The sequence below is a fragment of the Phenylobacterium sp. genome (assembly GCF_035309685.1).
Lineage (GTDB): Bacteria > Pseudomonadota > Alphaproteobacteria > Caulobacterales > Caulobacteraceae > Phenylobacterium.
Genome location: NZ_DATGEX010000004.1, coordinates 61,011 through 87,555 on the forward strand (window position 1 = coordinate 61,011; position 26,545 = coordinate 87,555).

At 68.7% G+C, this 26,545-nt stretch carries 21 protein-coding genes and 1 rRNA gene; 12 read left to right on the forward strand and 10 right to left on the reverse strand.

Annotated elements, in window-relative coordinates:
- Nucleotide 1: 1 nt before the first annotated feature.
- On the reverse strand, nt 2-2,680 hold the full coding sequence (locus VKQ35_RS01060) for a M1 family metallopeptidase (protein WP_324358120.1): 2,679 nt from the start codon (nt 2,678-2,680) through the stop codon (nt 2-4).
- Nucleotides 2,681-2,798: 118 nt separating this feature from the next.
- On the opposite strand from VKQ35_RS01060, the gene VKQ35_RS01065 reads away from it, so the two are divergent.
- The 3 genes from VKQ35_RS01065 (at nt 2,799) to VKQ35_RS01075 (ending at nt 7,157) form a co-directional block, all read left to right on the forward strand.
- Complete coding sequence (locus VKQ35_RS01065; protein WP_324358121.1) at nt 2,799-4,667, forward strand: alkyl/aryl-sulfatase; 1,869 nt, start codon at nt 2,799-2,801, stop codon at nt 4,665-4,667.
- Nucleotides 4,668-4,753: 86 nt separating this feature from the next.
- Nucleotides 4,754-6,874, forward strand: a complete 2,121-nt coding sequence (locus VKQ35_RS01070; RefSeq protein ID WP_324358122.1) for an ATP-binding protein — start codon at nt 4,754-4,756, stop codon at nt 6,872-6,874.
- 43 nt (nt 6,875-6,917) lie between these two features.
- Nucleotides 6,918-7,157, forward strand: coding sequence for a DUF2188 domain-containing protein (locus VKQ35_RS01075; protein ID WP_324358124.1), 240 nt, complete (start codon nt 6,918-6,920; stop codon nt 7,155-7,157).
- Here VKQ35_RS01075 and VKQ35_RS01080 read toward each other — a convergent pair.
- The 4 genes from VKQ35_RS01080 to VKQ35_RS01095 form a co-directional block, all read right to left on the reverse strand.
- On the reverse strand, nt 7,154-8,638 hold the full coding sequence (locus tag VKQ35_RS01080) for an MFS transporter (RefSeq protein WP_324358126.1): 1,485 nt from the start codon (nt 8,636-8,638) through the stop codon (nt 7,154-7,156). The two genes, VKQ35_RS01075 and VKQ35_RS01080, sit on opposite strands and share 4 nt — an antisense overlap.
- Nucleotides 8,635-9,099: a MarR family transcriptional regulator gene (locus VKQ35_RS01085; protein ID WP_324358128.1), complete on the reverse strand. Its 465-nt coding sequence runs from the start codon at nt 9,097-9,099 to the stop codon at nt 8,635-8,637. Before VKQ35_RS01085 ends, VKQ35_RS01080 begins: the two co-directional genes overlap by 4 nt.
- Before the next feature lie 79 nt (nt 9,100-9,178).
- A complete protein-coding gene (locus VKQ35_RS01090; protein WP_324358129.1) occupies nt 9,179-9,604 on the reverse strand; it encodes a hypothetical protein in 426 nt (141 codons plus the stop codon).
- A 122-nt stretch (nt 9,605-9,726) separates the two neighbouring features.
- Nucleotides 9,727-10,497 (reverse strand): PhoH family protein, encoded by a 771-nt coding sequence (locus VKQ35_RS01095; protein WP_324358131.1) that lies wholly within the window; start codon nt 10,495-10,497, stop codon nt 9,727-9,729.
- Nucleotides 10,498-10,840: 343 nt separating this feature from the next.
- Between VKQ35_RS01095 and VKQ35_RS01100 the strand changes: the two genes are divergently transcribed.
- The 4 genes from VKQ35_RS01100 to VKQ35_RS01115 all read left to right on the forward strand — a co-directional run bounded on the left by VKQ35_RS01100 (nt 10,841) and on the right by VKQ35_RS01115 (nt 13,177).
- A complete protein-coding gene (locus VKQ35_RS01100) occupies nt 10,841-11,368 on the forward strand; it encodes a gamma carbonic anhydrase family protein (RefSeq protein ID WP_324358133.1) in 528 nt (175 codons plus the stop codon).
- On the forward strand, nt 11,368-11,802 hold the full coding sequence (locus VKQ35_RS01105; RefSeq protein WP_324358135.1) for a VOC family protein: 435 nt from the start codon (nt 11,368-11,370) through the stop codon (nt 11,800-11,802). Before VKQ35_RS01100 ends, VKQ35_RS01105 begins: the two co-directional genes overlap by 1 nt.
- 67 nt (nt 11,803-11,869) lie before the next feature.
- Nucleotides 11,870-12,652: an enoyl-CoA hydratase-related protein gene (locus tag VKQ35_RS01110; protein ID WP_324358136.1), complete on the forward strand. Its 783-nt coding sequence runs from the start codon at nt 11,870-11,872 to the stop codon at nt 12,650-12,652.
- A 66-nt stretch (nt 12,653-12,718) separates the two neighbouring features.
- The gene (locus VKQ35_RS01115; protein WP_324358137.1) at nt 12,719-13,177 is read left to right on the forward strand and encodes a DUF805 domain-containing protein; all 459 of its coding nucleotides are present in this window, start codon (nt 12,719-12,721) and stop codon (nt 13,175-13,177) included.
- Nucleotides 13,178-13,187: 10 nt separating this feature from the next.
- Here VKQ35_RS01115 and VKQ35_RS01120 read toward each other — a convergent pair whose 3' ends face one another.
- Nucleotides 13,188-14,006, reverse strand: coding sequence for a hypothetical protein (locus VKQ35_RS01120; protein ID WP_324358138.1), 819 nt, complete (start codon nt 14,004-14,006; stop codon nt 13,188-13,190).
- 112 nt (nt 14,007-14,118) lie between these two features.
- On the opposite strand from VKQ35_RS01120, the gene VKQ35_RS01125 reads away from it, so the two are divergent.
- The gene (locus tag VKQ35_RS01125) at nt 14,119-15,777 is read left to right on the forward strand and encodes a choline dehydrogenase (protein WP_324358139.1); all 1,659 of its coding nucleotides are present in this window, start codon (nt 14,119-14,121) and stop codon (nt 15,775-15,777) included.
- On the opposite strand, the gene VKQ35_RS01130 is transcribed toward VKQ35_RS01125, so the two are convergent.
- The 3 genes from VKQ35_RS01130 to VKQ35_RS01140 form a co-directional block, all read right to left on the reverse strand.
- Nucleotides 15,774-17,879: an HAD-IIIC family phosphatase gene (locus VKQ35_RS01130; protein ID WP_324358140.1), complete on the reverse strand. Its 2,106-nt coding sequence runs from the start codon at nt 17,877-17,879 to the stop codon at nt 15,774-15,776. The genes VKQ35_RS01125 and VKQ35_RS01130 overlap by 4 nt on opposite strands.
- Nucleotides 17,880-17,967: 88 nt before the next feature.
- Nucleotides 17,968-19,029 carry a 2OG-Fe(II) oxygenase gene (locus VKQ35_RS01135; RefSeq protein ID WP_324358142.1) on the reverse strand — a complete coding sequence of 354 codons (1,062 nt, stop codon included), beginning with the start codon at nt 19,027-19,029 and terminating at the stop codon, nt 17,968-17,970.
- 79 nt (nt 19,030-19,108) lie between these two features.
- A complete protein-coding gene (locus tag VKQ35_RS01140; RefSeq protein ID WP_324358143.1) occupies nt 19,109-22,039 on the reverse strand; it encodes an insulinase family protein in 2,931 nt (976 codons plus the stop codon).
- 114 nt (nt 22,040-22,153) lie between these two features.
- Here VKQ35_RS01140 and VKQ35_RS01145 point away from each other — a divergent pair, with 114 nt between their 5' ends.
- The 3 genes from VKQ35_RS01145 (at nt 22,154) to VKQ35_RS01155 (ending at nt 25,062) form a co-directional block, all read left to right on the forward strand.
- Nucleotides 22,154-22,873, forward strand: coding sequence for a rhomboid family intramembrane serine protease (locus VKQ35_RS01145; protein ID WP_324358145.1), 720 nt, complete (start codon nt 22,154-22,156; stop codon nt 22,871-22,873).
- Between the two features lie 100 nt (nt 22,874-22,973).
- Nucleotides 22,974-24,521 carry a phospholipase C gene (locus tag VKQ35_RS01150; protein WP_324358147.1) on the forward strand — a complete coding sequence of 516 codons (1,548 nt, stop codon included), beginning with the start codon at nt 22,974-22,976 and terminating at the stop codon, nt 24,519-24,521.
- 112 nt (nt 24,522-24,633) lie between these two features.
- Complete coding sequence (locus tag VKQ35_RS01155) at nt 24,634-25,062, forward strand: CBS domain-containing protein (protein WP_324358148.1); 429 nt, start codon at nt 24,634-24,636, stop codon at nt 25,060-25,062.
- Here VKQ35_RS01155 and VKQ35_RS01160 read toward each other — a convergent pair.
- Complete coding sequence (locus VKQ35_RS01160) at nt 25,044-25,490, reverse strand: Rrf2 family transcriptional regulator (RefSeq protein ID WP_324358150.1); 447 nt, start codon at nt 25,488-25,490, stop codon at nt 25,044-25,046. The genes VKQ35_RS01155 and VKQ35_RS01160 overlap by 19 nt on opposite strands.
- Before the next feature lie 677 nt (nt 25,491-26,167).
- Here VKQ35_RS01160 and VKQ35_RS01165 point away from each other — a divergent pair.
- Nucleotides 26,168-26,545, forward strand: a 16S ribosomal RNA gene (locus VKQ35_RS01165); the annotation flags it as partial.

A 26,545-nucleotide genomic window follows, 5' to 3' on the forward strand; every position in this document is an offset into this window, starting at 1 on the left:
CCTACCTCTCCACGCGCGCTGACGTGTCGGGGGAGAGCGGCCGCCGCTCGGCCTCAGAGTGCGCCGCCAGCCACCGGTCGACCTGCGGCAGGCGGTTCTTGATGATGTCCTGGCGGAAGTTGATCGTGGCGATGGTGCGGGTGACCGCCGGCCGCGCCGACGCCGGCACCGTTGCGGCAAAGGCGTTCAGCTTGCCGACCATGTCCGGGTTCAGCGAACCGCTGGCCAGGCCCGCGCAGAAATTGGTGCGGCTGGTGGGCTCGACCATGGCGTCGGCCTCGGCGCGATGGGCGATGGCGAAGTCGTAGGCCTTGTCCGGGAAGGCGTTGGCCACCGCGCTGATCAGGTTCGGCGCGTCGGTGGGCGGCGGCTCCTTGGTGAGCGAGAGCGCCAGCGCCTTGTCGGCCAGCGCTGGGTCACGGGCTGTCCCCAGGTAGCTGTAGAGGCGGCTGCGGTCGGTGCTCTCGGTGGATTTCTGGGCCATGGCGTGAAGCTGGTCCCAGGTCGCCGCGTTGGCGTGGCTGGCGACGATCGACAGCACCGTCAGGCGCGCGGCGCCCCGCAGGCTTTCCGGATTGGCGACCAGGCCCGCGAAACGGCGGCGGGCCTCGGCGACCACCGCCGGATCGTCGAACTTGCCGAGCTCGCCCAGCAGACTGCGGCGCAGCAGCGCGTCGTTGTCGCTCTCGCCGGGCTTGGCGTCCCAGCCCAGGCGCGCGAAGGCCGGGGCCAGGCGGGCGCGGGCGAAGGCGCGGAAGGCGGCCTGGCCGGGCAGACCCTTGTAGTTCTCGTCGGTGGCGTCGAGCTGGGCGATCAGCGCGCGCAGCACCACCGGGTCCTGCGCCGCCTGCGCCTGCTCGGCGACCAGCAGGAAGTCGGTGAGCGGGGCGTAGCCGGCCTCGCCCAGTGCGCGGCTGTCGTAGACCAGGCCCAGCTGATCCTCAGGCGCCAGCGTCGGGAAGGCCGCGACGATGCGGGTCTCCAGCTCCGGCGAATAGCGGCTGCGGAAATAGCCGATCTGGCCGGCGTTGAGCAGCGGCGCGGCGTCGGCGCGGGCCGCCTTGCTGACCGGAGCCTTGGCGCTGACCAGGGTGCGCCAGGGCGCGCCCAGGCCGCCCACCGTCACCGGCGTGCGCCAGCTCTTCGGGGCCTTGGAGGCGGCGTCGGCGCCGAAGCGGGATTGGGTGACCGTGACGCCCTTGCCGGGGGCGGCCGCGACGCTGACCAGCGGCACGCCAGCCTGCAGGGTGAAGTCGTGCGCCATGGCGGTGATCTTCTTGGGCGAGACCTTGTCGACCTCGCTCCACAGATCATCGGTGACGGTGTTCCCGTAGGCGTGGTGGGCGATATAGTTGCGCACGCCGGCGCGGAACACGTCGGGCCCGACGTAGTCCTCCAGCATGTGGATGACCGAGTGGCCCTTCTCATAGGTGATGCTGTCGAAGGCGTTGGCGGCGGCGAAGACGTCCTTGATGGGCGTGATCACCGGATGGGTCCCGTTGCGGGCGTCGGTCCGCATGGCGCCCTGTTCGCCGCCCTTGGTCTGCAGCCAGATCTTCCATTCCGGGTGGAAGTGGTCGGTGGTCTTGTTCTCCATCCAGGAGGCGAAGCCCTCGTTGAGCCACAGGTCGTCCCACCAGGCCATGGTCACCAGGTCGCCGAACCACTGGTGGGCCATCTCGTGGGCGATATCGACGTAGACGCCCTGCTTGTCCGCCTCGGTCGAGAGCTTCGGGTCGATCAGCAGCGCATAGTCGAAGTAGTAGATCGCGCCCCAGTTCTCCATGGCGGCGAAGAACTGGCTCTGGCCGGGGCCGGCGATGAAGTCGAGCTTGGGCAGCGGGTAGGGCGTGCCGAAGTAGTCGTTGTAGAACGGCAGGATCTCGGTCGCCGCGTCGAGGGCGAACTGCGCCTGGGCGGCCTTGCCCTTGCGCACGATCACCCCGACGTCGGTCTTGCCGACCTGCCTGTGGATGCGTTCGAAGTCGCCCAGCGCGAAGAACAGCAGGTAGGAGCTCATCTTCGGCGTGTCGGCGAAGCGCGTGGTCGTAAGGCCGCCCGAGCCGGGCCTGGCGTCAGCCACCGGCATGTTGGAGACCGGCATCTCCGCGGCTGGCGCCTCGACGGAGAGGGCGTAGACCGCCTTCACGCCGGGCTCGTCCCAGCAGGGGATGAAGCGCCGGGCGTCGGAGTTCTCGAACTGGGTGAAGATGGCGCGCTGCTTCTTGCCGCCCTCGCCGGTGTAGTCGAGGGCGAAGAGGCCCGAGGCCTGCTCGTAGATCACCCCGGTGTAGTCGAGGGTGAGCGTGTAGCGGCCGGGCTTCAGCGGGTGGCCGAAGGTGAAGGTCGCAGTCTGCTGCTCCTTGTCGAGGCTGATCTTGGGCGCCGCGGTATCGCCGCTGAGGCTCGCCGTCTGGAAGGCGATGTCGGCGGCGTTGAGCTCGATGCGGCTGGTCGCTGTTTTCACGTCCAGCGCGATGGCCTCATGGCCGGAGAACTTTAGGTGGGCCGCGTCGGGCTTGATGGTGATGTCGTAGCGGGTCGGGCGCACGTCAGTGGGCAGGGCCACGTGGCCGGACTTGGCGGCGGCCGGTTTGGCCTTGGGCGCGGGCGTCGTGGCGGCCTGGGCCGAGGCGCCGAGCGCCAGGAGGGTCGCGACGACGGCGGGGATGAATTTCATGATGTGAGCGCTCGAACCGGTGAAAATTTGCGGCGAGCTTAGGCAGGCCGGCACGGTTCGCCTAGGCGCTATCGCAACCGACTTCGCATGCTAAAGCCTTGGGTCAGGGGAGGCCGACATGGATCAGCGCAAGGACGCCACGCAGGCGACAAAGGCCGCGCACGCGGCGCTCGCGGCGCGCCTGCCGCGCGAAACCGGCGCGGATTTCGCCAACGCCACGCGCGGCTTCATCTCGAGCATCCCGGAGGCCGACATCCCGGGCGCCTGGAGCCTCAAGCCCTACGCCTTCTTAGGTGACGAGACCCCGGCGCCGACGGTGAACCCGAGCCTGTGGCGTCAGGCCCGGCTCAACATGCAGCACGGCCTCTTCGAGGTGACCAAGGGGGTCTATCAGGTCCGCGGCTTCGACCTGTCCAACATCACCTTCATCGAGGGGGACGAGGGCTACGTCATCGTCGATCCGCTGACCTCGGCGGCGCCGGCGGCGGCGGCGCTGCAGCTGATGCGCGAGCGGCGGGGCGACAAGCCGGTGACCGCGGTGATCTACACCCACAGCCACGTGGACCACTACGGCGGCGTGCGCGGCGTGCTGAGCCCGGAAGACATCGAGGCGGGCGTGCCCATCGTGGCGCCCGAGGGCTTCCTGGCCGCGGCGGTGAGCGAGAACGTGCTGGCCGGCAACGCCATGGGCCGCCGCGCGACCTACATGTACGGCGCGACCCTGCCCAAGGACCCCAAGGGCCATGTGGACGCGGGCCTCGGCAAGGCGGTCTCCATGGGCGCCGTCAGCCTGGTCCCCAACACGCTCAGCATCCGCGAGACCGGCGAGCGCCTGACCCTCGACGGGGTCGAGATCGTCTTCCAGGTGACGCCGGACACCGAGGCGCCGGCGGAGATGAACTTCTTCTTCCCGCAGTTCGGGGCGCTGTGCATGGCGGAGAACTGCACCTGCCAGCTGCACAATCTCTACACGCCGCGCGGGGCGCAGGTGCGCGATGCGCGCGCCTGGAGCCACTACATCGACGAGGCGTCGGACATGTTCGCCGACGACACCCAGGTGCTGTTCGCGAGCCACCACTGGCCGCGCTGGGGCTCGGGCGAGGCCAAGCGGTTCCTGCGCCAGCAGCGCGACCTCTACAAATACATCCACGACCAGACGCTCAGGATGGCCAACCACGGCCTGACGCCGGTGGAGATCGCCGAGGACCTGGAGCTGCCGCCGAGCCTCGCGGCCGAGTGGCACACGCGCGGCTACTACGGGACGCTCAGCCACAACGCCAAGGCGGTCTACCAACGCTACCTCGGCTGGTTCGACGGCAACCCGGCCAACCTGCACAAGCTGCCGCCGGTCGAGGCCGGCAGGCGCTATGTCGAGGTGGCCGGTGGGCCCGAGGCCCTGCTGGCCAAGGCGCGGGAGGCCTATGGGCGTGGCGAGTACCGCTGGGTGGCGGAGCTGGTGAACCATCTGGTGTTCGCCGACCCGAACCATCCCGAGGCCCGCGCCCTGCAGGCCGACGCCCTGGAGCAGATGGGCTATCAGGCCGAGAGCGGGCCTTGGCGCGCCTTCTACCTGACTGGGGCGCAGGAGCTGCGCAATCCGCGTCCGGCGTCGGACAAGCCCCGGCAGGGCGCGGCGGGGCAGCTGCGGTCCCTGCCGGCGGACGCGCTGCTGGAAAGCTTCGCGGTGCGGCTCAACGGCCCCAGGGCCGGCGCCATCGGCGACCTCGCGCTCACCGTCAGCTTCAGCGACACCGGCGAGCGCTTCGCGGTCAGCGTCGAGAACGCGGTGCTGCACCACAAAGCTGGGGAGGGTGGCCCGGCGGTGACGCTCACCCGGCCGGTGCTGATCGGCTTGGTGATCGGTGAGACGACGCTGGAAAAGGCGCTGGAGGACGGCGTGGTGACCGGCGAGGGCGCCGCCGTTCTGGGCCAGCTCTTGCCGCTGCTGGACCGCTTCGATTTCTGGTTCGAGATCGTCGCGCCTTAGGTGGCGGAACGACGCAGCCGCCGAGTTTCCGGCGGGGTTACCGCGATCTTAACCCCTCGTTGATTTTCGCCCGCTTCTGTCGCGGCATGACTGAGGTCGGCGAACGGAAGACGGCGCGCAAGAGCCAGGCGGCGATCCGCCGGCTGCTGGCGCTCAGTTTCGCCCTGGTGGCCGTGGTGCTGGTGGGCGTGGCGCTGTTGCTGTTCGGCGGCGCGAAACGGCTGGACGAGCTGAAGCTCCGCGAAGACGGCTTCCTGATCGCCAACGCCGTCGACCGGATCCAGACGCGGCTGGTCTCCGACATGACGACCGCCACGGTCTGGGATCAGGCCTACGCCAACCTGCGTCCCGGCGGCGACCTGACCTGGACCGACGCCAATATCGGGACCTTCTTCGCCAACAACCGCGGCTTCGACCGCACCGTCGTCATCGACGGGCGGGACCGGCCGTTCTACGCCTGGGCCGGCAAGCATCGGGTCGACGCCGCCAGCCAGGCGCAGTTCCTGGCCGACGCCATGCCGCTGGTCCGCAAGCTGCGGGCCATCGAGGCCGGCCGCGGCGCCAACCGGGCCAAGGTCGAGCCGACCGATCCCTCGCTGGCCGAGACCGCCAAGGGCATCTTCGTGTCCGGCGGCGTCCGCTATCTGATCGGCGCCTCGACGGTGACGCCGTCCGATTTCGACGCGCCGCGCCGGCCGGGCCCCGCGGTGATGGTGATCAGCGCCCAGACCCTGGATTCCCGCGTGCTCTATTCGCTACGCCGGATGCGGGTGAACGCGCCGGCGATCGTCCCCATGGCGCGGTCGGCCGCGGCGGCGCCGCTGATCGACATCACCGGTCGCCCGGTGGGCGTCGTCACCTGGACCCCGCCGCACAAGGGCTTCGCCGCCCTGCGCGACGCAGCCCCGGCGCTGAGCGTGGGCCTGGCGCTGTTCGCCGTCCTGCTGGCCGTTCTCAGCTGGCAGATGTGGCGGGTGGTCGCCGAACTCGACGCCTATGAGCGGGCGCACGACGGGGCGGTGCGCGATCTGGAAGAGGCCCGCGATCGCGCCGAGGCGGCCAATGTCGCCAAGTCCCAGTTCCTGGCCAATATGAGCCACGAGATCCGCACGCCGCTGAACGGCATCCTGGGCATGGCCCAGGTGCTGGCGCTGGGCGGCCTGCCCGCCGACGCGCACGACAAGGTGCAGGTGATCCGCAGCTCCGGCGAGACCCTGCTGTCGCTGCTCAACGACGTGCTGGACCTTTCGAAGATCGAGGCCGGGCGGTTGGAAGTCGACGCCGAGGCGTTCGATCTGAGCCTGGTCGCAGCCGGTGCGACCGCCGCCTTCGCGGAAGCCGCCTCGCGCAAGGGCGTCGCCTTCGTGGTCGATATCGCGCCGGAACTCCGCGGCCTCTGGCGCGGCGATCCGGGCAAGATCCGCCAGGTGCTCGGCAACCTGACCGCCAACGCCGTGAAGTTCACCAGCGCGGGCGAGGTCCGCCTGACGGTCCGCGCCACTGGCGCCGGCGTCTCGTTCGCGGTCAGGGACACGGGGCTGGGCATCCCGCAGGCGCAGCTGGACCGGCTGTTCCAACGCTTCTCGCAGGCCGACACCTCGGCCACCCGCAAGTTCGGCGGCACCGGCCTGGGCCTGGCGATCTCGCGCGACCTCGTGGAGCTGATGGGCGGCCGGGTCGCGGTCGAAAGCATCGAAGGCCAGGGCTCGACCTTCACCGTCGAGCTGCCGCTGGCGTGGATCGGTCCCGTCGCCGAGGCCCCGCGGGAAAAGGCGCCCGAACCGGACCTGCCCAAGGTGCGCATCCTGGCGGCCGAGGACAACCGCACCAATCAGGTGCTGCTGAAGGCCATGCTCGACCCCCTGGGCGTCGACCTGCGGATCGCCGGCGACGGCCGCGAGGCGCTCGAGCTGTTCTGCGCCGGCCAATTCGACCTGGTGCTGATGGACATCCAGATGCCGGTGATGAACGGCGTCGACGCGGCGCTCGCCATGCGCGCCCTCGAGCGGGCCGAGAGCCGCACGCCGACCCCTATCCTGGCGCTGTCGGCCAACGTCATGCGCCACCAGATCGAGGAATACCTCTCCACCGGCATGAACGGCTTCATCGCCAAGCCGATCAACATGGCGACCCTGATCGAGGCCATCGAGACCGCGCTGAGGCCCGAGCCCGCGGCCGCGGAACGCTTCGAGATTGCGGGCCCCTAAGATCGCGCCCATGTAGGGCCCGAGCTGCAGCGGAGAGCCCCAGATGAGCCACCTGACCTACAGAATCGTCCAGCATGACGGCGGCTGGGCCTATCAGGTGGACGGCTCCTATTCCGAGACCTTCCCAAGCCACGACGCGGCCAAGGCGGCGGCTAAGCGCGCGGCCGGCGAACAGCGCGTCGCCGGCGACACCCACGGCATCGTCTACGAGACCGCGCAGGGCCAATGGCGCGAGGAGCTCTCCGACGGCCAGGACCGGCCCTGGACCGACGTCGAGGGCTAGGTCGCCGCGGCGCGGTTGTTCATCTCGTCGCCGGCGTTGGCGGGGAGACGGTAGAACCAATACATCGAGACCAAGGTCGCCGCGCCGAAGATGGCGAAGGCCGGGGCGACGGTGACGCCGGTCAGGTGGGTGTCGCCGCGCGACTTCATCAGGAAATGCAGCAAGGCGGCGGCAAGACCGACGCTCACCGACTGCATGAACTGCTGGGCCATGGAGGCGGTCGTCGTGCCCCGGCTCATCTGCGCCTGCTCGAGGTCGGCGTAGGCCATGCCGTTCAGGCTGGTGAACTGCAACGAGCGGAAGAAGCCGCCGACCGCGAGCGTCGTCATGATGATCCAGGCCGGCGTGTCGATGCGGAACAAGGCGTAGACCATGTAGGTGGCCGCGCAGATCAGGCCGTTGACGATCAGCACGCTGCGGAAGCCGAAACGGCGCAGGATCGGCGGCGCCGTGGTCTTCATGACCAGCGCGCCCACGGCCGAGATGAAGGTCATGCCGCCGGCCGCAAACGCGCTCATCCCGAAGCCCTCCTGCAGCAGCATCGCCAGCAGGAAGGGCGTGGCGCCGGGCACCAGCCGGAAGAACGACCCGCCCAACACCGAGGCCTTGAAGGTCGGAATCCGGAAGATGGCCAGGTCGATGATGGCGTGTGGCGTGCGCCGCGCATGCGCCCAGTAGAGGCCCAGGCAGGCGAGCCCGCCGGCGAACAGCCCGGCCACCGCCAGCGGCGGCAAGACGTTTCCCCGCAGGCTCTCGAAGCCGAAGATCAGTCCCGCCAGGCCGAAACCGGTCAGGAAGATGCCCGGCCAGTCGATCGGCTGAGTCTCCTGTTCCTTCACATCGGGCACGAAGGCGCGCACCAGGAAGACGCCGGCCACGGCGATCGGCAGGTTCAGGAAGAAGATCCAGCGCCAGGACACATAGGTCACGATCGCGCCGCCCAGCAGCGGGCCGACGACGGGCCCCAGAAGGGCCGGCATGGTCACCACGGACATGGCGCCGACGAGCTCGTTCTTCGGCGTCGTGCGCAGCAGCACCAACCGGCCGACCGGCCCCATCATCGCTCCCGCGCAGCCCTGGAACAGGCGGAAGATGACCAGTTCGGGCAGGTTGTTGGCGAAGCCGCAGGCGGCCGAGGCGCTGGCATAGAGCACGATGGCGATCAGGAAGATTCGCTTGGCCCCGAAACGGTCGGCCAGCCAGCCGCCGATCGGCAGGAACACCGCCGACGCCAGCAGGTACATGGTGATGGCCAGGCTGAGCCGCAGCGGCTCGACGTGCATCGCCCGGGCCATGGCGGGGAGCGCATTGTTGATCGAGGTGGCGTTCAGTGTCTGCATCAGCAGAGCCGAGCCGATGATCGCCGGAACCACCCAGCCCCGGAAGGTCGCGTCGCGGCCTTCGTTGAGGATGGCGGCGGCGTCGGCCCCGCCTTCGTCGAGGACATCGGTCTCGAGGATCTCTTCGGCGCGGGTGGTCATGCGCCCACCGTCACCAGCTTGAGCAGCGGGGCGGCGGCGGCCAGCAGGGCTTCGCGCTCGGCGGGCGTGAGCCGCACCAGCCGCTCGGCCAGCCAGTCGCTGCGGCGGCGCTGGATGGCCTCGTGCTTGCGCGCGCCGGCCGGCGTCACCGTCAGGCCCTGGCGGCGGCCGTCCTGCGCGTCGTCGGCGCGGGTGAGCCAGCCGGCGGCCTCCAGGCGCTTCACGTGGCTCGACATGGTCGGGCGCGAGATCTGCTCGAAGTCGGCCAGTTCGCTGACTCCCGCGCCCGGATTGCGTCGCAGGTAGCCCAGGATCAGGGCCTCCTGCGCCGAGAGCCCGACCTTCTGGCCCTCCTGGCGCAGCTTGCGCGACACCTTGAGAATGGGCCCTCGCAGGGCTTCTGCCAGGGCCAGCACCTCGTCGGGTTCGGCGGTCTTGGACTGAGGAACCGCTACGGGCATCGGACTCACATTAGATAGTTAGATTGCCGAACTATCTATAGAGCCCAGGCCATGCCGGTCAAGCGCGCCCCGGCGTCCGTCAGGGGCGCTCGAGCAGCTGGTCGATGATGTGGAAGCTCTGCTTGGTGTTCTCCATCGCCTTGAACTCGGCGCGCCTGGGGCCGGTGACGGTGAAGCTGCCGCGCAGGATCGAGCCCTTGACGGTCTCGAACCGGCCGGCCGACGTCCGCTGCAGGATGACAGTCTCGCCGGCCTTGCCGCCGAGCGCCTTGGCCGGGACGGTCAGGACGAAGGCGCCGGGCGCGGTTCCCGCCGCGATGGCGTAGTCGAGCGCCGGGTCGTTCTTGTCGGAAATCCACCTGCCGAGGATCTCGGTATCGCCGGCGGCGTGGCTGGGGCGCGGCGCGACCAGCAGGACCAGCGAAACGACCACCGTCAGCGTCACCGCCAACGCGATGCGGAGCGGCGAGGGGGCGGCGACGGTTCGGGCTTTCGGCTTGATCATGGGTGTCCTCCCGCATCGACTATCGACGAGGGGATGGGACCCCGGCAAGTTAACTCGCGTCCACGCTCAACGTGTCGCAGCCGGCGCTGGGCCGGCCGCGCGCCAAGCGTGGACGCAGGTTGCTAGAGAACCCCCAGCATCTCGGCCACCAGCGGGTGGCGGACGATGTCGCGGTCGGCCAGGCGGACGACGGCGATATTGCCGACGGTTTCCAGCTTGTCGGCGACGGTCCGCAGGCCCGAGAACTCCGGCAGCAGGTCCGACTGGTCCGGGTCGCCGGTGACCACCATGGTCGAGTGCCAGCCCAGGCGCGTCAGCAGCATCTTCAGCTGGGTGTAGGTGCAGTTCTGCGCCTCATCGATGACGATGAAGGCGTTGTTGAGCGTGCGGCCGCGCATGAAGCCGACCGGGGCGATCTCGATGGCGCCCTCGGCCATCAGCGCGCGGACCCGCTTCATCGACAGGCGGTCGGAGAGCGCATCGTAGAGCGGGCGCAGGTAGGGGGCGAGCTTGTCCTCGGCGTCGCCGGGCAGATAGCCAATCGATTCGCCCGCTTCCACAGCCGGGCGCGAGAGCACGATGCGCCCGACGCTGCCGCTCTCCAGGGCTTCGACGGCCTTGGCGATGGCCAGGTAGGTCTTGCCGGTGCCGGCGGGGCCGAGCGCCATGACCAGGTTCTTGGCGTCGATGGCCTTGATCAGCTCTTCCTGGCCGGGGCTCTTGGCCTTGATGGTCTTGAGATAGCCCTGCTCGCGTTCGTCGTTGGAATTGTGATGCGCGAGCGGCGACCAGCCCCTATCGAGCGGAAGCCGACGAATCTTATCGTCACCGGTGAACTGTCCGGCGTCGAACGCGCCTTCGCGCAGCTGTCGCTTCAGGGCTCGCTTGGTCATCAAAAGCCTCCGTTAGGCCAGTAAGAAAAAGGCCAAGAAAAAAGGGCGTCTCCGCGATGGAGCGCCCTTTGGGTGGTCGGGGTGAATCGAAGCAGACGACGTGCGCGGCTAAGAGGCTTGCCTGGGGATGATCCCCGGGATGCCGGTCCGGATCCGAGGATCCGGGGTGACAACACACTCAGCGCCATCAACTCCGTCCAGCGCGAGACACGGAGCCGATGAACCGGCCCCGCAGCGGAGTCCGAGAAGGCTATCGCCCCCTCGAATCGCCCGACTAATATGAGGGTAGCTTGGTTTCCCAAATGTTAAACGGACCGATTGTCGCAAGAAACGGGGTGTGCGGATGAGTGTCTACAACTTAGGCAATGTGACACCTGAATTACCGATTGATGACGAATACTGGATTGCGCCCACCGCATCCGTTATGGGCCGAGTGATTCTCAAGAAGAACGCCTCGGTGTGGTGGAACGCCACCCTGCGCGGCGACAACGACCCGATCGTCGTCGGCGAGAACTCCAACATCCAGGACGGCAGCGTCCTGCACACCGACACGGGTTCGCCGCTGACCATCGGGGCCAATGTGACGGTCGGGCACATGGTGATGCTGCACGGCTGCACCATCGGCGACAATTCCCTGGTGGGGATCGGTTCGATCGTCCTGAACGGGGCGAAGATCGGAAAGAACTGCCTGATCGGGGCCAACTGCCTGATCACCGAGGGTAAGGAGATCCCGGACAACTCGCTGGTCATGGGCGCGCCCGGCAAGGTGGTGCGCGAGATCAGCCCCGAGCAGGCGATGATGCTGGCCGGCGGCGCGGCGCACTATGTCGAGAACTGGAAGCGGTATCGGCGCGAGCTGAAGGAGGTGTGATGCCGGAGCTGACGGGCGTAACGCCCTACTTTGAGGTCTTCGACATGACCGCGTCGGTGGCCTTCTATTGCGACCTGCTGGGCTTTCGCGTCGTCTTCGCCTCGCCGGAAGTGGAGACCGCCGAAGGGCGTTTCTCGCACTTCGTCCGCCTCGGGCTGGGTGGGCTCGATCTGATGCTGAACACCGCCTACGACGCCAACGAACGGCCGCCGACCCGCAGCGAACCGCGCTGGGCCGGTTGTCGACACACCCACCTCTACCTCGATTGTGACGACGTCCCGGCGCTCTATGCCGAGATGACGGCCCGCGGGCTGCAGGCGGAACCGCCCGCGCCGACCCAATACGGCTATCTGGCGTTCCACGCTCGCGACCCGGACGGGTTCCGGCTGGTCTTCCATCAACCGCTGCCCGGAACGCCCGAGGCGGAGGCCTGAGCCTAGGAGGCGCGCTTGACGCGACCTGCGCCACCGTCAAGCGTGGTGGCGACAGGGGAGACACGCCATGGCCTATGAATTTGTGAAGGTGGACCGTGAAGGGCCGATCACCGTCGTCACGCTCAATCGCCCGGAGGTGATGAACGCCCTGCATTCCCCGGCGCACTTCGAGCTGGGCGAGGTGTTCGACGCCTTCGCCGCCGACCCGGAGCAGTGGGTGGCCATCGTCACCGGGGCCGGGGACCGCGCCTTCTCGGCGGGCAACGACCTGAAGCACCAGGCCACCGGCGGCAAGATGGGCCAGCCGCCATCGGGGTTCGCGGGCCTCACGACGCGGTTCGACCTGAACAAGCCGCTGATCGCGGCGGTGAACGGCGTGGCCATGGGCGGCGGCTTCGAGATCGCGCTGGCCTGCGACATCATCCTGGCGTCCGAGACGGCGGTCTTCGCGCTCCCGGAGCCGCGCGTGGGCCTGGCGGCGCTGGCCGGCGGCCTGCACCGGCTGCCGCGCGCCATCGGGACCAAGCGGGCGATGAGCATGATCCTGACCGCGCGACGCGTCTCGGCCGCCGAGGGCAAGGAACTGGGCTTCGTCGCCGAGGTGGCCGCGCCGGCCGACCTGATGGCGATGGCCCGAACCTGGGCCAAGGGCATCTGCGAACTGGGGCCCATGTCGATCCGGGCGTCGAAAGAAGCCGTCTACAAGGGCCTGGACGAGCCCAGCCTGGAGGCGGCGATGAAGGGTCAGAGCCACTATCCGGCGATCGCCGCCCTCTACCGCAGCGCCGACTTCGTCGAGGGCCCGCTGGCCTTCTCGCAGAAGCGCGCGCCGCAGTGGAAGGGGCGTTGACGACAACCTTGACGACGTGAACAAAAAGGGATCAGAATTGCGCCGGCGAAGCTTTTGGGGACGGGCGTGGGAAACTGGCGGAACTACTTCACCTTCCAGGGGCGACTGAACAGGAGGCCCTATTGGCTGATGAGCCTGATCATGGTGGGCGTTGCGCTCGCTGTCTTCGTGGTCATCGGGATGCTTGGCGCTGTCGCCACATTCCTATGGATTCTGGCGGCGCCCCTGTTCGTCGGTTTCATCTGGGCGGGCATGTCCATTGGCGCGAGGCGCCTCCACGACCGCAATAAATCGGCCTGGTGGCTGGTTCTCTATCAAGGTGTGCCGAGCCTCCTTGAAGTCATCGCATCAGTCGCGGCGCTAGGCGGCAGAGCGTCCGATGCGCCCGCTTTCCTTCGCTTCATCAGCTTCTGCATTTCCATGTGGGTGCTGGTGGACTTGGGACTCCTCAGAGGTGTCGCCGGCTCCAACCGCTTCGGCGAGGACCCATTGCAGCCCCAAGGCATCGCGGAAGCTTTCGCCTAAGCCCTTTAGCTCAGCGGTCGAGCGGGAAGGCCGGCGCGGCCAGCACCGAGAACAGGCCACCCAACAGCTGCTCGGTCTCGCCCGGCGCCTGCGCGGCGAGCCAGGCGGCGTCGCGCGCGCTCTGCTCCGGATCGCGGGCGATCCACATCGTGCGGCGGAAGATGTTGAGCGTGGCGTCGAAGAGCGCGCTGTCCTGTGCCTGGATCTGCGAGCCCTGGTCGGCCAACTCGGCCGGCGCAGTGAGGAACGGGACGCAGGCCCCGAAGCGGAAGTCGGGTCCCCGGGCGAGGTCGCGCAGGAAGAGGTCGATAGGCTGGTCAAGGCCCGCGGGCGCCGAAAGGGCCGCGTGCAACCGCCGCTTGGCGCCGCCGCGGACCGCATAGGCGCCGGCGCCGGCGTAGGGGATAGCGTCCAGGGCCAGAATTGAGAACTCGCCGGCCCGCGCCATCGCGTCCCGCCCACGCGCCAGCCGCAGCATCGACGCCAGGTCGAACAGCGCGACGTCGGTATAGATGACATCCCAATCGGTGAACCGACCCAGGAGGGCGTCGAGGACAGCAAGCGCCTGGGGCGCGAAGACCGTGTCGTCCTCCACGATCAGCAGCGGCTCTTCGTCGGCGAGGTGTCGCCCCAAGGCGCCGCGATGGCTGGCGAAACAGGCCTTTTCGGCGGGCTTCAGGTCGCCGGGCGTGTCGGCGACCTCCGAAGGGTCCAAGGCCTCGAAGCGGTCCAGCGTCCAGCCGGCGGTCTGGGCGGCGGCGAACGAGGCCTCGACGCTGGCGCGGCGATCCGCGGCGGCAGGCAGGTTGATGAACACACAGGCCTTCATACGGCCCCCTTAGCATCCTTCGCGGCCGGCGGGCGCGGGCCTTGCCACAAAGTGACGCCTGCGTCAGGTTCGCCGGCGACTAATCAACGATCAGGAAAGCGGCGCGTCAGTCATGGATCGCTACGACTACATCATCATCGGCGCGGGCTCGGCGGGCTGCGTGCTCGCCAACCGGCTCTCCGAGGACGCCGGAAAGACGGTCCTGCTGCTGGAAGCCGGCGGCAAGGACAAGTCGCTGATGATCAAGATGCCGGCCGGCGTCGGCGGACTGATCGGCAAGCCGGGCCCGGCCAACTGGGGCTTCTGGACCGAGCCGGAGCCGAACCTCAACGACCGCAAACTGTGGTGGCCCAGGGGCAAGGGCTGGGGCGGCTCCTCCTCGATCAACGGCATGATCTACATCCGCGGCCACGCCCGCGACTACGACCAGTGGCGCCAGATGGGCCTGCCGGGCTGGGGCTACGCCGACGTGCTGCCCTACTTCAAGAAGTCCGAGGCCTTCGAGGCGGGCGGCGACGCCTGGCACGGCGGGTCCGGGCCGCTGAAGGTGACCAAGGCGCCGTCGGTCAACCCGGTCTACCGCGCCTCGATCCAGGCCGGCGGCGAGGCCGGCTATCCGCTGACCGACGACTTCAACGGCTTCCAGCAGGAGGGTTTCGGGCCCTACCAGCTGACCATCAGCGACGGGGTCCGCTGGAGCGCGGCGCGCGGCTATCTGCACCCGGTGCTCGACCGGCCGAATCTCACCTGCCTGACGGGCGTGCGCACCACGCGCATCGTCGTCGAGGACGGCCGCGCGACCGGCGTCGAGATCTACGACGACAAGACCAAGGCCAGGCGGGCCGTCCACGCCGACGGCGAGGTGCTGCTGTGCGCGGGCGCGGTGCAGTCGCCGCACATCCTGCAGCTTTCCGGCATCGGCGATCCGGAGGAACTGGCCGCCCACGGAATCAAGGTGGTCAAGGCGCTGAAGGGCGTGGGCGCCAATCTGCAGGACCACCTGGACGTCTGCATGAGCTGGGTCTGCCCCAAGCCGATCACGCTCTATTCCATGCGCAAGGGCCCGGTGAAGACGCTGGGCATCGGCCTCAACTACATGCTGTTCGGCAAGGGGCTGGGCCGCACCCAGGGCCTGGAGAGCGGCGCCTTCCTGCGCTCGCGCCCCGATCTCGACCGGCCGGACCTGCAGGTCCACACGGTGCTGGCGATTATGCAGGACCACGGCAAGGTCTCGGTGGAGAAGGACGGCTTCACCTTCCACGTCTGCCAGCTGCGGCCGGAAAGCCGCGGAAGGGTGGGTCTGAAGTCCGCCGATCCGCTGGCCGATCCGGCGATCTTCGCCAACTACCTCTCGGCCGACGAGGACCGGCGCGCGCTGCGTGAAGGCGTCAAGATGATGCGCAAGGTGGCCGCCCAGCCAGCGCTCGCCCCCTACATCAGCGAGGAATATGCGCCGGGCTCAGCCGTGCAGACCGACGCGGAGATCGACGCCTGGATCAAGCAGACCGGCGAGACGATCTATCACCCGGTCGGCACCTGCCGGATGGGCGCCGCGGGCGATCCGTTTGCCGTGGTCGACGCCGACTGCCGGGTGCAGGGGATTTCAGGCCTGCGCGTCGTCGACGCCTCGGTCATGCCGACGCTCGTGGGCGGCAACACCAACGCGCCGACCATCATGATCGCCGAGAAGATCGCCGACTCGATCCGGGGGCGGGCGTTCCTGCCAGCCGAGGACGCGCCGGTGTTTGGGGACGGGGCGAAGGCGGCCTAGAGCGCCCGCTTCCAGTAGCCGCCGTCCTGCTCGAAGCCGTTGTCGGCGTAGAGGTGGCGGACAGGGCCGTTGCGGGCGGTCTCGACGATCTGCGCCAGGACCTGGGTGTGGCGGCTGGCGATGGCGTCGAGGATGAAGCCCAGGAACTGGTGCTCGACCTTCAGCCCGATGACCCGGCAGCTCATGGCGAAGGCGGCGATCTCGGAACCGTCCACCACGGCGGCGGCCACCAGGCCGTAGTCGCCGAACCGGTCGCGGCAGTAGGCGACGAACACCTGGCCGGCTTGCGCGAAGCTGGCGAGCTCGCTTTCCGAATAGGTCTTGCCCGTCGTGTTGAACTGGGTGGTGCGCTGGAAAAGCTCGGCCACGCGGGAGAGCGTCGCCGGATCGGTCGGGCGCTCGAAGGTCGTCACCACCTCCAGCGAGGCCAGGAAGTCGTCGCCGCCGGCGGCGAGGCCCCGCTCGCGGGTGAGCTGGGCCTTCACCAGGTCGGTGCGGGCGGCCGATTCCTCGGTGATCTTGAGCACCTGGAAGCGCGGGTCGGTGAGCAGGATGTGGCGCAGGGCGAAGGGGTCTTCGCCCAGGACGTCCACCTGCGGCAACGCTTGGCGCACGCGCTCGCGCTCCACCGGGTGGTCGTCGATGAACACGAAGGCGTCGAGCGCGAAGCCCAGCTCCTGCGCGATCGAGGCGATGTTTGAGGGCTTGTCGTCCCAGTTCACCCGCCAGGTGACAAAGTCGTCGGGGGTCAGCAGGCGGTCGTGCGGATAGTGGTCGGGGTATTTCCAGAGGTCGCGGACGATGGCCTCGTCGTTCTTGCTGACGCAGGCCAGGAGGATGCCGCGGGCCTTCAGGGCCTTCAACGCCTCGTGGAAGCCGAAATAGAGGCCGATGTAGGAGTTGTGGCCGCTGATCTCCGGCGTCCAGGCGAAGGGCGCGCCGGTCTCGGCGAGCACGCCGGGCCACAGCGTCCCGTCGAGGTCGAGGATCACGCACTTCTTGCGGCCCAGCCCCATCACCACGCTCAGGAGGTCGATGTGGGCGCGCGCGACGACGGCCTCGCGGCGGTAGAGGTCGGGGCCGACCAGGGCCTGCAGAGGGGCGGTGTCGGGGAAGGCGTTGTGCACGGCGGCCAGCTCGACGCTCGGACGCTGCAGCATCCAGCCGGGCGAGCCGAAGTGGGTGAAGCCGACCAGGGCGTCGTCCAGCAGGCGGCCCGAGCCCTCGGCGGCGAGCGTCGCGGCGATGTCGACGACATGGACGCCGCTGTATTGCGCGGCCAAGGCCTCCAGGCCCCGGTTGACGGCCCGGAAGCGGTTGCGGTGGCTGGCCGGGCCGCGGTCGGCGAGGCCGAGCGGCTGGACCGTCGGCTCCGGCAGGCCGTCGATCAGGATAGGGGCGTCGGAGTGGGCGCGCAGGCCCTCGATGACGTGGCGGGCCTCCATCAGATAGACCGCCGCCGGGTCGCCGCCGTGGTCGGCCGCACTGCCCTTGGCGACCAGATGGCGGGAGCGCAGCGCGCCGATGAAGATCGCCTGGTGCGGCCGCTCGGCGGCGAGGCGCAGGTCGTCGGGGAAGGACGCTGCGACGCGCAGGTCCACGTCGCGGCAGGCGGCCTCGCGGCGCAGGAAGTCGGCCTCCATCTGCAGGTCGCAGTCGCCGAACAGCAGCACGTCCCAGCGGTGTGTCTTGGCCCCGCCGAGGTCGTCGGCCCCCAGCGCCGAGGTCACCGACCAATAGGGGTTCGAGCCTTCGCCGGCTTGGCGGCGCAGCTGGTCCAGCGCTTCGCCCGGATCGCGGCCGTGCAGTTCGGAGAGCTTCTCGGCGACCGCCGCGGCTTCGCCGGCCGGATCGAGGTCGGTGAGCACGCCGCGCTCCATCAGGCTCGCCAGGCATCCGGCCAGCGTGTCGGCGTCGATGGTCAGCGTGGCGCGCAGGTCGGCGAGGTCGCCCGGCATGTCGCGGGCCGTCCCGAACCATTCGACGATGCCCGCCACTTCCGCATCGATCACCAGACGCAGATGGGTCAGTGCGTGGACGACCAGAACGCGGTCTTCGCCGAGCGGCGTCAGGTGGACATAGGTCGATCGGCGGATCAGCACGCGCTCAGCTCCCGGAAGGGTCAGCGGCGAGGTTAGGGCGCGTGGCCTACGCCATGGTTAACAAGCGCCGAAGTTCGCGGACGTGAGCTTAGGACGCCTTCGCCTGCTGGCTTTCGGTCCAGGCGTCGAGCTTGGCCTGGGCCGCGGCGCTGCCGAAGAAGGAGAGCAGGACGTAGCGCTGGCCCCGCGTCACCGGCATCGCCTCGTGCAGCAGCGAGGCCGAGAAGACGACCGCGCCGCCGGCGGGCGGGTTGTAACGATGGTCGTCGTACTCCGGGAACATCAGCTCACCGCCCTCGTATTCGTGCGTGTTGAGGTTCAGCGAGATGGCGAATTCGCGGAAGGCGGTGTGCGGGGCGGCGTTGTCGCGGTGGCGTTTGAAATAGCCGCCGGTGTCGTCGTAGCGGGCGATCAGGATGCGGTCGGCGTAGGCCATGTCGGTCTGGAAGGCGCGCCGGATCTCCGGGATCACCCGGTGGACGAACAGGCTCAGCACCTCGTCGTGCAGCGGCATGCCGGGGGTGAGTTCGGTGTCGCGGCGCTTCTTCTTGGTTTCGTCGAGTTTGGCGTAGGCGCCGCCGTCGTTGAACGAGGCCATGACGCCGGCCGCGTGCGGCGAGGCCTCGAAATGGTCGATCAGCGCGCGGCAAAGGGTCGGCGGCGCGATGTTGGGGATGATCAGCACCGGTGCGGTGGCGCCGCGGATCTGGGCCGGCTCGGACCAGATCCGCGGCGCATTGGCGCTGAGCCAGGCGGCGATGGGGGTGTCGGCGCTGAGCGCGGCGATATCGACCACCCGGCCGCTGCGGTCGATCAGCACCGCGGCCGCGGCGCCGGCCACCTGAGAGCGCTCCAGCCCCTCGCCGCCGGTGATATAGAGCAGCTGGTCGGCGACCGCCGGATCGGTGGCGAAACGGCCGGTGAAGTCCTCGGTCGCGGGCACCAGCGGGGCGACGTCGACGCCGGCCGCCTGGAACAGGGGTCCGGCCTCGCGCAGCTTTTCGAGGATCGTCGCGGCGGCGCCGGGGTCGAGCGCGCCCAGGGCGACGATCAGCACCGGACGGCCCGCCTGACCGTCGAGCGAGAAGAAGCGGCCGGACGCCGCCGCGGCCACAAAGCCCGGCGCGCGGTCGCCAATCGAAAACGGCAAAAGCTTCGCTCCCATATCCCCGGAACATCCAGGGTGCCGGTGAACTACGTCTTACTGATTGCCGCTTCCTTGCGAATTGTCACGGTTGCGCAGGTTGCGCGCTGGCCGCCTTCGCCTGGCCCTGCGGCTCGACCTCCAGCCGAAACGCCTTGTCGTCCTTCAGCACCAGCTGGGCGGCGCGCTTGACGTCGTCGGCGGTGACCTTCTCGGTGCCGGGGATGATGTGGCGGATGAAGTCGAGGCGCCTGGGATCGGCCTGGGCGCCGGAGAGTTCGCTCAGCCAGTACTGGTTGGTGACCTGGGCGCGCTCGAGCTTGTCGATTCGCGGCTTCTTCGCGCGCTCCAGTTCGTCGGGCGTCACGTCCTTGGTGCGCAGGTCGGTGGCGATCTTGTCCATGTCGCGGAAAAAGCCGTCGAGCTTGGCCGGCGGCACCTCGACGCTGGCGGCCAGATAGCCCCAGCCGGTCCAGGTCAGGCTGTGGGCGTAGCTGACCGAGGGCGAATAGGTCACGCCCTGGGTCAGGCGCAGCTCGTCGATCAGCCGCAGGCCCATGACCTCGCCCAGCACGTCGTTCTCCAGCGCCTGCTGGGGATTGGCCCACAGGTCGTTGGTGGGCCAGGCCATGTAGCCGATCGCCTGGTCGTCGCGGCCCTTGTGCGTGAAGAGCACCGGCTTGGCCGCGCCGGCCGGGAAACCGACCGCGCGCTGGGTGGCGGGCGAGGGTTCCGGCGCGCGGCGGGCGGGCAGCGAGCCGAAGGTGCGGGCGACGATGTCGACCGCCTTTTCGACCGTCACGTCACCGACGATCACCACCTCTATGGGGTCGTTGGTCAGGTGCGGCGCGATCTGCGCCTGCAGATCGCCGAGCTGGGCCTTGGCGATGTCGTCGCGGCTGGGGAAGGTGAAGCGGCGGTCACCGGCGTGCAGCAGGCCGGAGAGTTCGCGGCTCAGGACGCCGCCGTCGGTGCCCTCCATCTGGTCATGGACGGTCTTGCCGGCCGTTTGCTGGCGCCTGAAGGCCTCGGCGCGCCAGCCGGGATCGGCGACATAGGCGGTCAGAACCTGCATCTGGGTCGGAAGGTCGGCGGTGCGGGTCGAGCCGGACAGGACAAAGGCGTCCTCGCCGACGCCGAAGCGCGCCTCGTAGACCTTGGACGCCAGCACCCGCTCGGTGTCCTCGTTGTCGATCTGCTTCAGCCCGCCCTCGATGAAGGCGTTGCCGAACCAGGCGAGGCTCTGGCGGTCCTTGGGCAGGTCCTGCAGGCCGTGCCCGACATTGACCCGGATCAGCACCTCATCGTCGCGGAACTTGGTGGGCTTGACGGTCAGGCGCACCCCGTTCTCGAAGCGCACAAGGGCGGTGTTGAGGTCGGCGACCTCCTTAGTCTCGGCGACCTTTCCGATGGCGCCGAAGGTGGCGTAGGGCCAGACCGCGGCGTGCGGGGCGGCGGGCGCGGCGACGGCCACCTTCTGGGTCGAGGCGTATTCCGCCAGCAGCGCCTGCTCGCCGCCGGGCACCGCCTTGGGCGAGGCCATGAACAGCAGGGGCCCCTCGCCGGAGAAGGCGGCCTTCAGGGCGGCCGAGACCGTCTCGGCCTTGAGGCCTTTCACGGTGGCCTCGAGGAACTCGAGGTCCTCGGCTGGGCTGGTGACCACCTCCTGGTCGCCGAGCGAGCCCACGATTTCATCGGCGATCTGGGCGGGACGGCGGGTGGCGGCGCCGGAGAGCGCGGCCTGGGCGCTGGCGCGCTCCTCGGCGATCTCGCGGTCGAGCTCGTCCTGGCGGACGCCGTACTGCACCGCGCGGCGTTCTTCCTGATCGACCGCGGCCAGCGCCTCGCGCCAGCCGTCCGGCTGGGCCGACACGCTGACCATGGTGACGTCGGCGGAATGGCCCTGGCTCGCCTTGAAGGCGCCGGCGGCGATGAACGGCGGGTGTCCCGAACGCGCCATCGCCGACATGCGCCGGTTCAGCACCGCGAACCCGAGCTCCTGGATGAAATCCGCGCGGCGCTTGGCCAGGCGGTCGGCGCGCAGGTCCGGCGGGCGCACCCAGACGACCTGCAGGCTGAGCGACGTCCCCGGCTGGACCATCAGCTTGGCCTGGGTCTTGCGGTCGGCGACCTTGCCCAGCGCCGGTTCGGGCCCGGCCGGGCCGACCGCCTGCCAGTCGCCGAAGCGGGCGCGGATCTTGGCCTCCATGGCCGCGGGGTCGAAGTCGCCCACGGCCACCAGCACCGCGCGCTCGGGGCGGTAGTAGTGATGGTAGAAGTCGGCGATCAGGCTGGCCGGCGCCTTCTGCAGCACATCGACCTTGCCGATCGGCAGGCGGTTGGGCATCAGCTGGCCCGGCAGTTCGAAGCCCAGGCGCGTCTTGAAGACCTGATAGGCCGGGCTGTCGCTGGCCCGCTCTTCGGAAAGCACCACGCCGCGCTCCCGATCGACCGCGTCCGGCGCGATGGTCAGTTCGGAGGCCGCCTCGCGCAGCAGCTTCAACGAGGTGTCGACGGTGTCCTCGTCGGTCTTGGGCAGGTCGAGCTTGTAGACGGTCTCGTCGAAGTTGGTCGACGCGTTGGTGTCGGCGCCGAAGGCGAGGCCATGGCGCTCGAGGATCTTGACCATCTCGTCCCTGGGCACCGCCTTGGAGCCCGCGAAGGCCATGTGTTCGAGGAAGTGGGCGAGGCCCTGCTGGGCGTCGGTCTCCATCAGCGAGCCTGCGTCGAAGCGCAGGCGCAGCGCCGCCTGGCCCAGCGGGATCGCCTGGCGCTTGATGGCGTAGCGCATGCCGTTGGGCAGCGAGCCGAAACGGATGTCGGGGTCGGCCTTGACGTCGGACTTGGCCTGCGGCCACTCGCCGGGCGCGAGCTTGGGGAAGGCCGGCGCGGCGGCGTCGCCGCTGAGCTTGGGCAGGTGCGGCAAATGCGGCAGGCCGATCGCCGAGGCGAAGCCGGGGGCGGTCAGAGAGAGTACGGCGGCGAGCGCCACGCTCGCGCGCAGATGACGGATCATAGAAAAGTCCCGAAGACGTCTGAAAAGCTGGCGCACCATCGCCAAGTGAAGTGGCGGCGGCAAGGCAAGAAGGGGGCGGTGTCGCATCTGCGTCAAAGCGCCTAAATGAGGCTGATGACTGAATCGCGCTTTGAAGAGACCCCGCCGAAGCCCGGCTCGACGCCGCCCTGGTCGGGCGGGCCCGAGCCGCAGCCCGCGCCGGGGCCCGTCCACGAGCCGGTGTTCAATGCGCCGTGGCAGGCGGTCGCCGCGGTCGTGCTGATCGTCGGCGGCTATGCGCTGCAGACCCTGTTCCCGGTGGACGCGATCCTGGCGGCCTACGCCTTTTCGCCGGCGAATCTGACGCCGGGGCGCTGGGAAACGATCATCACCTCGATCTTCCTGCACGGCAGCTGGGCGCACGCGATGATGAACGGCGCCTTCGCGCTGGCCTTCTCGACGCCGCTCGCCAGGCTGTTCGGGCCGAAGCTGGAGGGCGCTCTCTTGTTCTTCGGCTTCTACGTCGTGGCGGGCGTGCTCGCGAACCTCGGCTATGCGGCGGTCCATCCCGGCGGACACGGCCTGGTCGTCGGGGCCTCCGGGGCGGTCTCGGGCCTGATGGGCGCGTCGGCGCGGCTGATCGGCGGGCACGGGCGGCCAGGGCCGGTGTTCTCCAGGCCGGTGCTCGGCATGGGCGCGGGCTGGATCCTGATCAACGTCATCATCGCCGTCGTCGGCGGCTGGTTCCTGCCCGGTCAGGGCAACGCCGGCGTCGCCTGGGAGGCCCACATCGCGGGCTTTGCGGTCGGCGTCCTCCTGATCGGTCCCTTCGCCCGGCTGGCGCCCCAGGACTGAGGTCCGCGCCAGAGGCCGCTCGCATATGGGGCGAGCCGTCTATCGCCTGTCGTAAAGCCCAGCTAGCGTCGCTCAGGCGGCGCGAGGCGGGCAGGGCACGATGAAACAGATCTGGGCGCTGGTTCTCGCCGCTCTGCTGCTGGCGATGGCGCCCGAGGCTTCGGCCGCGCCCACCGACAATGGCCTTGCGAACCTCAAGCACATCATCGTCATCTTCCAGGAGAACCGCTCCTTCGATCACTATTTCGGGGCGCTCGCCTATGCGCCCGGCTCGCCCTATCACCGCCCGGCCAAGGGCGCTTGCGCGAGCGGCGACCACGCCTGCGTCGACGGTCTCACCTGCAAGCCGGGGCCGAACGGGGCGCTGAGCTGCGCCAACTGGAACGCCCACGCCGACGGCCGCCGCGTCTACGCCTATCACGCCGCCACCCGCTGCATCGCCCCGGACCTGGACCACGAGTGGCAGGGCAGTCACCGCGACGCCAATTTCAGGCATCCCGAGCAGAGCCTGGCGCATCCGCTGAACGACGGCTTCGTGAAGCAGAACGACATCATGGCGCCCGACACCCACCGCACCGGCCCCGCCGACGGCGGCCGGGCCATGGGCTATTACACGCAGGCCGACATTCCTTTTTACTATGACGTGGCGGAGAAGTTCGCGATCAGCGACCGCTATTTCGGCTCGCTCCTGGGGGCCAGCGACCCCAATCACGCCTTCCACCTGACCGGCAGCTTCTTCGGCCACATCACCGACGAGGAGGTCTCTCCGCCGGCCGGCGGCTACAAGCCCGCGCAGGGTACGATCTACGACCTGCTGGACGCCGCCCACGTGGACTGGGCCGAGTCGTTCCAGGACATCCCTGAGGGCCTGGCCTATCGGCGCCTGGGCGATCCGCACTTCATCAAGCACGCCGACCTCCTCGACCGGCTGAAGGGCTCGGCCGGGGCCAAGGCCTTGCCGTCGGTGGTCTGGGTGAATGCGCGCAAGGGCTACTTCCAGAAGAACTCCAACAGCGACGAGCATCCTTCCACCGACATCCAGCGCGGCCAGGCCTGGGTGTCGGAGCTGCTGGGCGACCTGCGGCGCGGGCCCTACTGGAAGGATTCGGCTGTGCTGATCACCTATGACGAGGCCGGCGGTTTCTACGACCACGTCAGACCGCCGCCGGCGCCGCAGGGCGGGAAACGCACGCCGGATGGCCTGAGCCCTGGGGACTGCGCCGAAGGGCCGCTTGTTCCGGCCCGAGCGAAGGCGGGCGGCGGCGTGGTCTGCGCCCGCGAGCGCAAGATCGGCACGACCTATGATGAGATCCTGGGGATCTGCCCCCAGTACGACCCGGCCAAGCCCTATCCGGCCGCCTGTCCAAGCTTCGATCAGCTGGGATTCCGTGCGCCGCTGATGGTGATCTCGCCCTTCGCCAAGCCGGCCTACGTGTCCCATCGGGTCGCCGATCACACCTCGATGCTGGCGCTGATCGAGAAGCGGTTCCTGACCGGCCGCGATGGCAAGACCCAGCATCTGACCCTGCGCGACGGCCACGCCTGGACGCTGGAGGACATGTTCGACTTCCGCCGTTCGCCCTCGCTGAACACCGCGCTGGCCCCGCCCGCGCCGCCGCCGGCCGTCGACTGCACGCCGCACTCTTAAGCGCCGCGGGATTGGATTCGGCGCTTGGGCCCTCACGTCGGTTTGCGTTGCTCCGGCGGCCCTTCGGGGCGATGTTGCGCGTTAGAAACAAGAGATAGCGAGGAACACACCCATGCTGGTCTCCCAGATTCTGCGTTCGAAGGGCGATACGGTCTTCACCATTGTCCCCAGCGACACCATCGCGGCCGTGGCGGGATTGCTGCATTCCAGGAAGGTCGGCGCGCTCGTGGTGCTCAAGGACGAGCGGGTCGTGGGCATCGTCTCGGAACGCGACGTGGTCCGCGCCATCGCCAGCGGCGGCGCGGCCGCCCTCGACAAGCCGGTCTCCGGCGTCATGACCAAGGACGTCTTCTTCGCCCAGCCCGGCGAGACGGTCGATTCGCTGCTCACCCGCATGACCGACCGGCGCATCCGCCACCTGCCGGTCTGCCAGAAGGACCGCCTGGTGGGAATCGTCTCCATCGGCGACCTGGTGAAATCGAAGATCAGCGAGGTCGAGGCCGAGGCCGACGGCCTGAAAGCTTATATCGCCGCGAGTTGAGCCGCGACGTCGCCGGTGGAGCTCGCCGCGTCGGCCAGGCTGTAGCCTTCCAGCACGTCGGCCGTGGCGTCGCGGGCGCGGGCGAGCGCCTCGCGAAGCGTGCAGAGCGCCAGGTCCGGGCAGTCGTCGCATTTGCGCAGGCCAAGCCTCGGGCTGACGCAGGGCGCCAGCGCCAACGGGCCTTCGACCACCCGGATCACCTCGGCGAAGCTGATCTCGGCCGCGGGGCGGGTGAGCGTGTAGCCGCCGAACTTGCCGCGCCGGCTGGCGACGATGCGGTTGCGCGACAGCTCAAGCAGGATTGCCTCCAGGAACTTGCGCGGGGCGTCGGCGCGCTGCGCCATCTCGCCGGCGGTGAGCTGGGCGCCCTCGGCGCGGGCGAGTTCCACCAGCGCGCGCAGCGCATACTTGGTCTTCTGCGACAGCATGGATCCCTGCTCGCCCTCCGCCTTCCTTAGTGACCGTTCGCGCCCTCCCGGACAAGAGCGCCGGCATAGGTGTCAGAACGATGAAATTCGTTCTGTTCAAAGACGGCGATTGACAGGGGAGGGGCCCACCCCTAGATAGCGCCTCCCGCTCGGGCGGGGCCAGTTCCGGACGGTTTGGCGAGGGCCAACAAGCCTCTTGCTTTTCCAACGGAGATGGGTATTTTCCCGAGCCTCAATCGAATCGCTACCGACTGTACGAGGGTTGCCCCTCTGGCGGCCCGGTGTGGTTTTTGCGCCGTTTTTTGGAGACCGACTTAGGTTTCCAGGGTGCGGCGGAAAGGTCTGAAAAGACCGGTTGACACTAAAGAGGCCGGCCAATAGATAGCCGCCTCCGCCGACCACCGGCGCTAAACAGTGGGGCGGGCGAGAGCCGGTCGGGTCTTTGACATCGTTGAATTGGAAAGAGAAACGCAGGCGGCGGTGTCCTGGCGGTTACCCTAACCAGGTAACCTCGACACTGACGAACTTGCGGTCTCTTGAAGACACACCATGAATATCAATTCCCTTGGGCTTCGGCTCTGGGGCATCGATGTGAATGGGAACTCGTCAAGAAATACGCAGACTATATGCCAGCTCAATTCTTCGGAATTGGGTAAGCTATAAGTCAGTGCTCAACTCAACCTGAGAGTTTGATCCTGGCTCAGAGCGAACGCTGGCGGCAGGCCTAATACATGCAAGTCGAACGGACCCTTCGGGGTTAGTGGCGGACGGGTGAGTAACACGTGGGAACGTGCCCTTTGGTTCGGAACAACTCAGGGAAACTTGAGCTAATACCGAATGTGCCCTTCGGGGGAAAGATTTATCGCCATTGGAGCGGCCCGCGTCTGATTAGCTAGTTGGTGGGGTAATGGCCCACCAAGGCTACGATCAGTAGCTGGTCTGAGAGGATGATCAGCCACACTGGGACTGAGACACGGCCCAGACTCCTACGGGAGGCAGCAGTAGGGAATCTTGCGCAATGGGCGAAAGCCTGACGCAGCCATGCCGCGTGAATG

Bases quoted from the DNA above. Each gene is read 5' to 3' on its own strand.
- VKQ35_RS01060 (WP_324358120.1), bottom strand. From the start codon at position 2,680: ATGAAATTCATCCCCGCCGTCGTCGCGACCCTCCTGGCGCTCGGCGCC.
- VKQ35_RS01065 (WP_324358121.1), top strand. From the start codon at position 2,799: ATGGATCAGCGCAAGGACGCCACGCAGGCGACAAAGGCCGCGCACGCG.
- VKQ35_RS01070 (WP_324358122.1), top strand. From the start codon at position 4,754: ATGACTGAGGTCGGCGAACGGAAGACGGCGCGCAAGAGCCAGGCGGCG.
- VKQ35_RS01075 (WP_324358124.1), top strand. From the start codon at position 6,918: ATGAGCCACCTGACCTACAGAATCGTCCAGCATGACGGCGGCTGGGCC.
- VKQ35_RS01080 (WP_324358126.1), bottom strand. From the start codon at position 8,638: ATGACCACCCGCGCCGAAGAGATCCTCGAGACCGATGTCCTCGACGAA.
- VKQ35_RS01085 (WP_324358128.1), bottom strand. From the start codon at position 9,099: ATGCCCGTAGCGGTTCCTCAGTCCAAGACCGCCGAACCCGACGAGGTG.
- VKQ35_RS01090 (WP_324358129.1), bottom strand. From the start codon at position 9,604: ATGATCAAGCCGAAAGCCCGAACCGTCGCCGCCCCCTCGCCGCTCCGC.
- VKQ35_RS01095 (WP_324358131.1), bottom strand. From the start codon at position 10,497: ATGACCAAGCGAGCCCTGAAGCGACAGCTGCGCGAAGGCGCGTTCGAC.
- VKQ35_RS01100 (WP_324358133.1), top strand. From the start codon at position 10,841: ATGAGTGTCTACAACTTAGGCAATGTGACACCTGAATTACCGATTGAT.
- VKQ35_RS01105 (WP_324358135.1), top strand. From the start codon at position 11,368: ATGCCGGAGCTGACGGGCGTAACGCCCTACTTTGAGGTCTTCGACATG.
- VKQ35_RS01110 (WP_324358136.1), top strand. From the start codon at position 11,870: ATGGCCTATGAATTTGTGAAGGTGGACCGTGAAGGGCCGATCACCGTC.
- VKQ35_RS01120 (WP_324358138.1), bottom strand. From the start codon at position 14,006: ATGAAGGCCTGTGTGTTCATCAACCTGCCTGCCGCCGCGGATCGCCGC.
- VKQ35_RS01125 (WP_324358139.1), top strand. From the start codon at position 14,119: ATGGATCGCTACGACTACATCATCATCGGCGCGGGCTCGGCGGGCTGC.
- VKQ35_RS01140 (WP_324358143.1), bottom strand. From the start codon at position 22,039: ATGATCCGTCATCTGCGCGCGAGCGTGGCGCTCGCCGCCGTACTCTCT.
- VKQ35_RS01145 (WP_324358145.1), top strand. From the start codon at position 22,154: ATGACTGAATCGCGCTTTGAAGAGACCCCGCCGAAGCCCGGCTCGACG.
- VKQ35_RS01150 (WP_324358147.1), top strand. From the start codon at position 22,974: ATGAAACAGATCTGGGCGCTGGTTCTCGCCGCTCTGCTGCTGGCGATG.
- VKQ35_RS01155 (WP_324358148.1), top strand. From the start codon at position 24,634: ATGCTGGTCTCCCAGATTCTGCGTTCGAAGGGCGATACGGTCTTCACC.
- VKQ35_RS01160 (WP_324358150.1), bottom strand. From the start codon at position 25,490: ATGCTGTCGCAGAAGACCAAGTATGCGCTGCGCGCGCTGGTGGAACTC.